Here is an 8040-nt window from a genome sequence, read left to right on the forward strand (position 1 = left end):
TCAGTGATGGAAGTAATCTATCAGTATGCCTGGCTGATTCCGGTGTTCCCTCTTCTTGGGGCAATGCTGGTCGGTCTAGGGTTAATCTCGTTGAATCAGGTGACCAACCGCCTCCGCCAGCTTAACGCTGTGGTGATTATCTCCATGATGGCAGCAGCTATGGGGTTGTCGTTTGCCTTGCTATGGAGTCAAATTCAAGGACACGCGCCTTATATTCGCACCTTTGAGTGGGCCGCAGCAGGTAATTTTTACCTGAGCATGGGCTACACTATTGACCACCTGACAGCCCTAATGCTGGTGATTGTCACAACGGTAGCCTGCTTAGTCATGGTTTACACCGATGGCTACATGGCTCACGATGCCGGTTACGTGAGGTTTTACGCCTATCTCAGTTTGTTTGGCTCTTCAATGTTAGGTCTGGTGATCAGCCCCAACCTAGTACAGATTTATATATTCTGGGAACTGGTGGGGATGTGTTCTTACTTGCTGGTCGGTTTTTGGTACGATCGCAAGTCAGCAGCCGATGCCGCTCAAAAAGCATTTGTCACCAACCGCGTGGGCGACTTTGGTTTGCTGCTGGGCATTTTGGGGCTGTACTGGGCAACAGGAAGCTTTGATTTTAATATCATGGGCGATCGCCTCGCTCAACTCGTAGAATCAGGTTCTATCAGCAATTTTCTCGCTGTCCTGTTAGCGATTTTAGTTTTCTTAGGGCCAGTTGCAAAATCAGCCCAATTCCCCCTCCACGTCTGGCTACCAGATGCAATGGAAGGCCCCACCCCCATTTCTGCCTTGATTCACGCGGCAACAATGGTGGCGGCGGGTGTTTTCCTAATTGCCCGGATGTACCCAGTATTTGAAGATGTTCCAGTTGCCATGAACGTCATTGCCTTTACTGGGGCGTTTACGGCGTTTTTGGGGGCAAGCATTGCTATTACCCAAAACGACATCAAAAAAGGCTTGGCTTACTCCACCATTTCCCAACTTGGTTACATGGTGATGGCAATGGGAATAGGTTCCTACAGTGCTGGACTATTCCACTTGATGACTCACGCCTATTTCAAGGCGATGCTGTTCTTGGGTTCAGGTTCAGTAATTCACGGTATGGAAGGTGTCGTTGGTCACGACCCCGCCTTAGCACAAGATATGCGCTTGATGGGTGGATTGCGAAAGTATATGCCCGTCACCTCAACTACCTTTTTGATTGGTTGCTTGGCAATTTCTGGTATTCCCCCCTTTGCTGGTTTCTGGTCAAAAGATGAAATTCTGGGGAAAGCTTTTGAGGCTAACCCATTTCTTTGGTTGATTGGCTGGCTAACTGCCGGGATTACTGCTTTCTATATGTTTAGAATGTATTTCATGACATTTGAAGGCAAATTCCGGGGTAATGACGAGAAAATCAAACAAAAACTCAAGAAGGCAGCCGCGACAATTGTCCTGGAATTAGAGTCAGCAGAACCAGCCCCGAATTTTGGGCCTGGGGCGATGAAGAAAGGAGAATTGGCGGCAACTGGTGAGCAGCATGATTCCCATGACTCCCACGGGCATCACAGCGACTCCCCCCACGAATCGCCGTGGACAATGACCCTACCCTTGGCACTGCTAGCAGTGCCTTCGATTTTGATTGGTTTGGTGGGAACTCCCTACGCCAATTATTTTGAAGAGTTTATCTTTCCTCCTAGCGAAACCCTTTCCGAAGTTATAGAAAAGGCTTCCGAGTTCAATCCGACGGAATTCTACATCATGGCGGGTGCTTCAGTCGGAATTTCTTTAATTGCGATTACCCTGGCTTCGCTGATGTATTTGCGCCGTAAAATTGACCCGGCTGCGATCGCTGCTAAAATCCAACCACTTTACGAGTTATCCCTCAACAAGTGGTACTTTGATGACATTTACCATCGGGTTTTTGTTCTCGGCTTGCGTCGCCTAGCTAGACAAGTTATGGAAGTTGACTTCCGCGTTGTCGATGGTGCTGTTAACCTCACAGGCTTTTTTACCCTTGTTAGCGGTGAAGGTCTGAAGTACCTAGAAAACGGTCGCGCTCAATTCTATGCCTTGATTGTATTTGGGGCGGTTTTGGGCTTAGTGATTGTCTTTGGTGTTACCTGATTTTTATTGGGGTGGGCGATCGTCCACCCCTACATTATTTTTTGAATTTTGTGATATAGCCATTTTCAGGTAAGTGAACTAAATCTTTTTTGTTTCACGCAGAGGCACAGAGTGGCACAGAGGAATTGAGAGTTGGGTCTGAAAAGATGACAAGATTTTTTAATTCAAGCCATAAAAGTTTAGCCTTCTAGTTCAGCTCTGATTTTTTCAAGATGTTTAATGCTCTTCAAAGAATAAAATCGTTCATAACATTTACAACAAACGTAAGCAGATAATTTTAATGCGGCCTTTTTTTTACCGCATGTGATGATTTCAGTAACTTCTTTTTCAACTATTAGCCGTAACCCACCCGAAAAATTAATATAAGCCCAACATTTAGCAAAATAATAAATTTTTCACTAAATATAATTTAAAAAAAATAATTCATGTCATGTATTGTCAAAATCTAGTTTTCTCCCGTCATGCTATCCAACAAATGTTTTATCGTCGCATCAGTCAAAAAGAAGTAAAAACTGCGATTTCCTATGGAGAAGTGATAGAAGAAAATCCTGATGATACACCCTACCCCAGTTATCTAATATTGGATTTTAATGAAGGTAAACCGATTCATGTTGTATTTTCCTACAATGAAGCTACAGATACAGGATACGTAGTAACAGCTTATATTCCTGATACTAATATTTGGTTAGATGGTTTTACAACTAGGAGACAAAGATGATGAAATGTGTAATTTGTCAGCATGGAGAAACTAAACCTGGTTTAGTAACTGTGACATTAGAAAGAGATGAATGTATTATTGTTTTAAAAAAAGTTCCAGCAGAAATTTGTGATAATTGCGGTGAATATTATTTAAGTGATGCAGTTACCAAACAGGTCTTAGAAAAAGCAGAGTCAGCTATTAATAATGGAGCAGAATTGGAGATTATTAGATATGTAGCTTAATGTTATTTTTATGCTTTTTTTGCACCAAATTGCTTTTGTCTACAACCACTAAACAGGAACGTATATTTTTAGTGATAGCTGCGATCGCTATTTGCAAAGCGTCTTACAGAGAAGACATCGTTTTTGAGTTAGCATAGACATAAAACAAAGAATTGTTTATTTTAAATTATGCTATCTAAACAAATTTCAACAGTTTTACCCCAAATACGCAAAAATTTAAAACAACTCTATGGAGAACAATTAGACAAACTAATTTTATTTGGTTCACAAGCCAGAGGAACAGCACAACCAGACTCAGATATTGATATTTTAATTGTATTGAAAGATGTCTTTAACTATTCTCAAGAAAGTGAAAAAATAAGTCAAATTATTGCTGATTTATGTTTAGAATATAATGTTTTAATTAGTTGTGCTTTTGCTACTAGTGAACAACTAGAAAATTATAATAGTGGTTTCTTTCGTAATGTCAGACAAGATGGGTTATTAATATGACCCCTGAACAACAAAGACTCCTAGAAAAAGCGGAGAGAAGTTTGCAAGCCGCAGAAGAACTCAACCAAAAAGGTTTTGCTGAATTTGCAGCATCTCGTGGCTATTACGCGATGTTTTATATTGCTACCGCTTTTTTAGAAGGGGAAGGACTGGCTTACTCTAAACATTCAGCCGTAATTGCTGCTTTTGGAGAAAGATTTGCACGTCCACAACGAGTTCCTCGTGAATTTCATCGTTATTTAATTGATGCAGAAAGAACTCGTTTACGCGGTGACTATAATACCGATCCTAATATTACCCAAGCTGATGCCGATCAGATTATTCAAAGAACTCTCGAAATTCTTAATTATGCCAAAGCAAATATTGACTCTTTATCCTCTTGAACAAGCACAAAAAGAGCTTTATCATTGCGAGCGCACCGCTAAACTATATTTTATCGGCTTTTTTAAAGTAAATTTTTGACTTGACTGGAAGTATCACAACGCACATTCCCCACCCGCAAATGTCAAAAAAGACTCCCAAGAGGAAAAATAGGGGATTGCCAATTTAATTAAATCAACCTAACGAGGAAGACGAAATCCCCAAAAAGCTGTTACTTAATAACTAGTGACTTTTTGCCAAACATGATTTTGATAGCAGACGAATTGTGATGAATACAGCTAATTTTCCGTGGCTGACGACGATTATTCTGTTGCCGATAGCCGCCTCACTACTGATTCCCATCATCCCAGATAAAGAAGGCAAAACAGTGCGCTGGTACTCCCTCATCGTAGGGCTGATAGATTTTGCACTAATTGTTTATGCTTTTTATACTGGGTATGATTTCTCCAATCCAGATTTGCAGTTGGTGGAAAGTTACCCCTGGGTACCCCAACTAGATTTGAATTGGTCAGTAGGGGCAGATGGCTTATCCATGCCCCTAATTATTTTGACTGGATTCATTACCACGCTGGCGATTTTAGCAGCTTGGCCTGTTACCTTCAAGCCCAAGCTATTTTACTTCTTGATTTTGGCGATGTATGGCGGTCAAATTGCCGTGTTCGCTGTCCAGGATATGCTGTTGTTTTTCCTGGTGTGGGAACTGGAACTAGTACCGATATACTTTCTGCTGTCGATTTGGGGAGGCAAAAGGCGGCAGTATGCAGCGACTAAATTTATTTTATACACCGCCGGCGGTTCGCTGTTTATTTTGCTGTCTGCCCTGACAATGGGATTTTACGGCGATACGGTGACGTTTGACATGCGATCGCTCGCTTTAAAAGATTTCGCCCTCAATTTCCAACTTGCCGCCTATGCTGGCTTCCTGATTGCCTACGCCGTCAAATTGCCGATTATTCCCTTACACACCTGGCTACCTGATGCCCACGGTGAAGCTACAGCCCCCGTACACATGTTATTGGCAGGTATTCTCCTGAAAATGGGCGGTTACGCCTTAATTAGGATGAATGCCCAAATGCTCCCCGATGCCCACGCTTATTTTGCACCGGTGTTGGTGGTTTTGGGGGTAGTTAATATCATCTACGCTGCCTTAACATCTTTTGCCCAGCGCAACCTGAAGCGAAAAATTGCCTACTCCTCAATTTCTCACATGGGCTTTGTGATGATTGGTATTGCCTCCTTCACCGATTTGGGATTGAGTGGGGCAGTGTTGCAAATGGTTTCGCACGGGTTAATTGGGGCGAGTTTGTTCTTTTTAGTTGGGGCAACTTACGATCGCACACACACCCTGATGTTGGATGAAATGGGCGGTGTTGCGAAGAGAATGCCGAAAATTTTCGCCATGTTTACTACCTGTTCAATGGCTTCTTTGGCATTACCAGGGATGAGCGGTTTCGTAGCAGAATTAATGGTATTTGTTGGCTTTGCTACTAGCGATGCTTATAGCTCTACCTTCAAAGTCATTGTAGTATTCTTGATGGCAGTGGGAGTAATTTTAACTCCGATTTATCTACTGTCAATGTTGCGAGAAATTTTCTACGGAGAAGAAAACAAGGAATTAGTTTCTCACCAAGCTTTGATAGATGCCGAACCCCGTGAAGTATTTATCATTGCCTGTTTGTTAATTCCAATTATTGGTATTGGTTTCTATCCAAAATTGCTGACTCAGATGTATGACGCGACAACTGTACAATTGACAGCAAGATTGCGTGATTCTGTGCCGACATTAGCACAGCAAAAAGACGATGCACTAAAGGTTTCTTTGAGTGCGCCTCAAATTGGTAATTAAGTTGCGATCGCTACTTTAGTTTAGTTCTAATATTGATTGCTTTGAGGGCGGGTTTTATACCTGCCCTTTTTGTTACTCAGTCGTAACTTTTGATTCGGTAAAGTCAAAAAAATCATCGATCTGAGTCTAAAAATCCCGTATGGGGTAGCCCAAAACCCCTATGTAGAGACGCTATCGCCTCTTTAAAGACCAATCATCTACACCAATAACCCTTAACCCAAGCGTATTGGTGTAAGTGAGTAAATGTATTTATTACAATTATTCTAGAAATAGATTTTAAGCTGATTTATTTGTTTGCAACCAGTTAATTAAATCTTCCATAGCAGTAAAATCTAACAAAGCTTCGCCAAGGGTTTCTAATTGATTTAAAGAAAGAGATTGGATGCGCTCTTGCAATTCTGGTGATAATTCTCCCACTCGTCTTTGTAGTAATCTTAAAATCAGCCGTTGTTCACCTTCTTGTTCACCTTCTTGTTTTCCGCGCTCGTAGCCGATGCGCTCACCTGTAGTTATATATCTCATAGTCCGTTCCTGCTCAAATTGTTTAAACTCTTCCCAAAACTGATTTTCTAATGTCTTTGGTAATATCATAACCCAATCGATAAATCGATACAGGTTGCGAATATCCTGCTCTTCTAAGCCCAAATCATATAACCTACGAATTAAGCTAAATTTCCATATTTTTCGTTGTTCGGGTGATGAGCGCGTCTGCTGCGTTTTCAAATGCGCCATGACGACAGTTGCAAATGGATTATTGCTATTTTCTAACTCCTGAAACCGACTTTCGTAATCCAAAAGTTTAATACTGCCAAATTCAAAAATTAACCTAGTATTGGGATAATTGTAACTGTAATTACTTGGTCGCCATTCGCGGTTTGAATCGCAGAGAATTGCAAGACTAATTGCTGGTTTATCAAAACGGTCAAATATGCGAAAATTGTAGGTAAACATCCGCTTGCTAAAGTTATCTTCTTTTTGTGCCTGAATTTCAACATGGATTAATAACCAAAGTTCTTCCCCTTGGATTTGCCAAACTTTGACTAATTGATCGGCATATCTCTTACCCTGTTCGGCTTCACAAGCTATTTGCTGAAATTCTTTATCTAGAAATTGGTATGGACGTTCCCAATCAATTAATGCATAAATTTCTGGAAAAAATAAATCCATTGCTTGGGGAAAATAGACTTCTATAATTTCTTTCCAAGGGCTATCAAAATCAGCGCGTAGGCGTAGCCCGTCGTAGACATCGTTAACATTATTCATGAATTAATTACAGATAATAATTTAACCAATCCCAATATTAGGTTTGCCTTATCTTAGATATGGCAGTCAAAATCATTTAAAAAAACTATATCATATCCAAATGACCGAGTTATTTAATAATTCGGTTCAACAACCCACATTGGTGCAGCGTCTCGCAGGCAAGAATACAAAATTAGAATTTAATCAATGATTTAAAACTGCTAAACTAGCAGTAGTTGCAGGAGCTACTTTACAGCTTTGGCAAATTGGAATTTCAACCCAAAATTCTGCTCCCTCCCCTGGTTCGGAAATACACCAAATAGATCCATTGTGTTTTTCTGTGACTATCTGAGCGCTAATTGCCAATCCTAATCCTGTGCCTTTACCTGCGGGTTTTGTGGTAAAGAAAGGGTCAAATAATCGTTGCTTAACTGCTGGGGGCATACCTGGTCCATTATCTGCAATTTGTATAGTTATGCGATCTGGGTTGCGTAACTGAGTACGAATTATAATCTGGCTGGGGTTAGCTTCTATATCTTCAAGAGTTCGCTGATTGTTATAACTATCTAGGGCATCGATGGCATTACCGATCAGATTCATAAATACCTGATTGAGTTGTCCGGCATAGCACTCTACTAAAGGGATATCACCATAAGCTTTTACTATTTGAATTCCGGGATTTCCAGATGTTGGTTTGAAGCGATTTTGTAAAATCAGTAGTGTGCTATCAATGCCTTCATGAATGTTAACAGGCTTCATATCTGCTTCGTCAAGTCGAGAAAAATTCCGCAAGGATAGAACTATTTCCCGAATGCGATTAGCTCCCATTTTCATGGAAACTAAAATTTTAGGTAAATCCTCTGCCATAAAGTCAAGATCAATCGCTTCTATATGAGCTTCTACCTCAGATGTTGAATTAACATTAGACTTTTGACAGGACTTACGCAACTGGCACAGGGCGATCGCAAAACAATAGTACAAATGTATTAAGGCAAAGGAGATATCTTTCATTTTTCATTAGCTCCTAT

At 40.8% G+C, this 8040-nt stretch carries 8 protein-coding genes; 6 read left to right on the forward strand and 2 right to left on the reverse strand.

Annotated elements, in window-relative coordinates; genetic code table 11:
• The first annotated feature begins 6 nt into the window (after positions 1–6).
• The 6 genes from V7K32_RS09495 to V7K32_RS09520 all read left to right on the forward strand — a co-directional run bounded on the left by V7K32_RS09495 (position 7) and on the right by V7K32_RS09520 (position 5770).
• Positions 7–2109, forward strand: coding sequence for an NAD(P)H-quinone oxidoreductase subunit 5 (locus V7K32_RS09495; RefSeq protein WP_334992479.1), 2103 nt, complete (start codon positions 7–9; stop codon positions 2107–2109).
• A gap of 430 nt (positions 2110–2539) precedes the next feature.
• Complete coding sequence (locus V7K32_RS09500; RefSeq protein WP_334992450.1) at positions 2540–2827, forward strand: DUF4258 domain-containing protein; 288 nt, start codon at positions 2540–2542, stop codon at positions 2825–2827.
• Entirely contained in the window at positions 2824–3051 is a 228-nt protein-coding gene (locus V7K32_RS09505) for a type II toxin-antitoxin system MqsA family antitoxin (RefSeq protein WP_334992452.1), read from the forward strand. The genes V7K32_RS09500 and V7K32_RS09505 overlap by 4 nt, the downstream gene beginning before the upstream one ends.
• A 168-nt stretch (positions 3052–3219) precedes the next feature.
• Complete coding sequence (locus tag V7K32_RS09510; protein WP_334992454.1) at positions 3220–3543, forward strand: nucleotidyltransferase domain-containing protein; 324 nt, start codon at positions 3220–3222, stop codon at positions 3541–3543.
• The gene (locus tag V7K32_RS09515; RefSeq protein WP_334992456.1) at positions 3540–3926 is read left to right on the forward strand and encodes a HEPN domain-containing protein; all 387 of its coding nucleotides are present in this window, start codon (positions 3540–3542) and stop codon (positions 3924–3926) included. The genes V7K32_RS09510 and V7K32_RS09515 overlap by 4 nt, the downstream gene beginning before the upstream one ends.
• A 266-nt stretch (positions 3927–4192) precedes the next feature.
• Positions 4193–5770, forward strand: a complete 1578-nt coding sequence (locus tag V7K32_RS09520) for an NAD(P)H-quinone oxidoreductase subunit 4 (RefSeq protein WP_334992457.1) — start codon at positions 4193–4195, stop codon at positions 5768–5770.
• A 276-nt stretch (positions 5771–6046) separates the two neighbouring features.
• Here the strand turns inward: V7K32_RS09520 and V7K32_RS09525 are convergent, their stop codons facing one another.
• Both V7K32_RS09525 and V7K32_RS09530 read right to left on the reverse strand, forming a co-directional pair.
• Positions 6047–7033, reverse strand: coding sequence for a DUF4351 domain-containing protein (locus tag V7K32_RS09525; protein WP_334992459.1), 987 nt, complete (start codon positions 7031–7033; stop codon positions 6047–6049).
• Positions 7034–7216: 183 nt separating this feature from the next.
• A complete protein-coding gene (locus tag V7K32_RS09530; protein ID WP_442938717.1) occupies positions 7217–8023 on the reverse strand; it encodes a sensor histidine kinase in 807 nt (268 codons plus the stop codon).
• Positions 8024–8040: the final 17 nt, after the last annotated feature.

This window comes from Nostoc sp. (assembly GCF_036917635.1).
Lineage (GTDB): Bacteria > Cyanobacteriota > Cyanobacteriia > Cyanobacteriales > Nostocaceae > Nostoc.

Excerpts from the sequence above, each read along its gene's own strand:
- V7K32_RS09495 (WP_334992479.1), top strand. The coding sequence starts at position 7 with ATGGAAGTAATCTATCAGTATGCCTGGCTGATTCCGGTGTTCCCTCTT.
- V7K32_RS09500 (WP_334992450.1), top strand. The coding sequence starts at position 2,540 with ATGTATTGTCAAAATCTAGTTTTCTCCCGTCATGCTATCCAACAAATG.
- V7K32_RS09505 (WP_334992452.1), top strand. The coding sequence starts at position 2,824 with ATGATGAAATGTGTAATTTGTCAGCATGGAGAAACTAAACCTGGTTTA.
- V7K32_RS09510 (WP_334992454.1), top strand. The coding sequence starts at position 3,220 with ATGCTATCTAAACAAATTTCAACAGTTTTACCCCAAATACGCAAAAAT.
- V7K32_RS09515 (WP_334992456.1), top strand. The coding sequence starts at position 3,540 with ATGACCCCTGAACAACAAAGACTCCTAGAAAAAGCGGAGAGAAGTTTG.
- V7K32_RS09520 (WP_334992457.1), top strand. The coding sequence starts at position 4,193 with ATGAATACAGCTAATTTTCCGTGGCTGACGACGATTATTCTGTTGCCG.
- V7K32_RS09525 (WP_334992459.1), bottom strand. The coding sequence starts at position 7,033 with ATGAATAATGTTAACGATGTCTACGACGGGCTACGCCTACGCGCTGAT.
- V7K32_RS09530 (WP_442938717.1), bottom strand. The coding sequence starts at position 8,023 with ATGAAAGATATCTCCTTTGCCTTAATACATTTGTACTATTGTTTTGCG.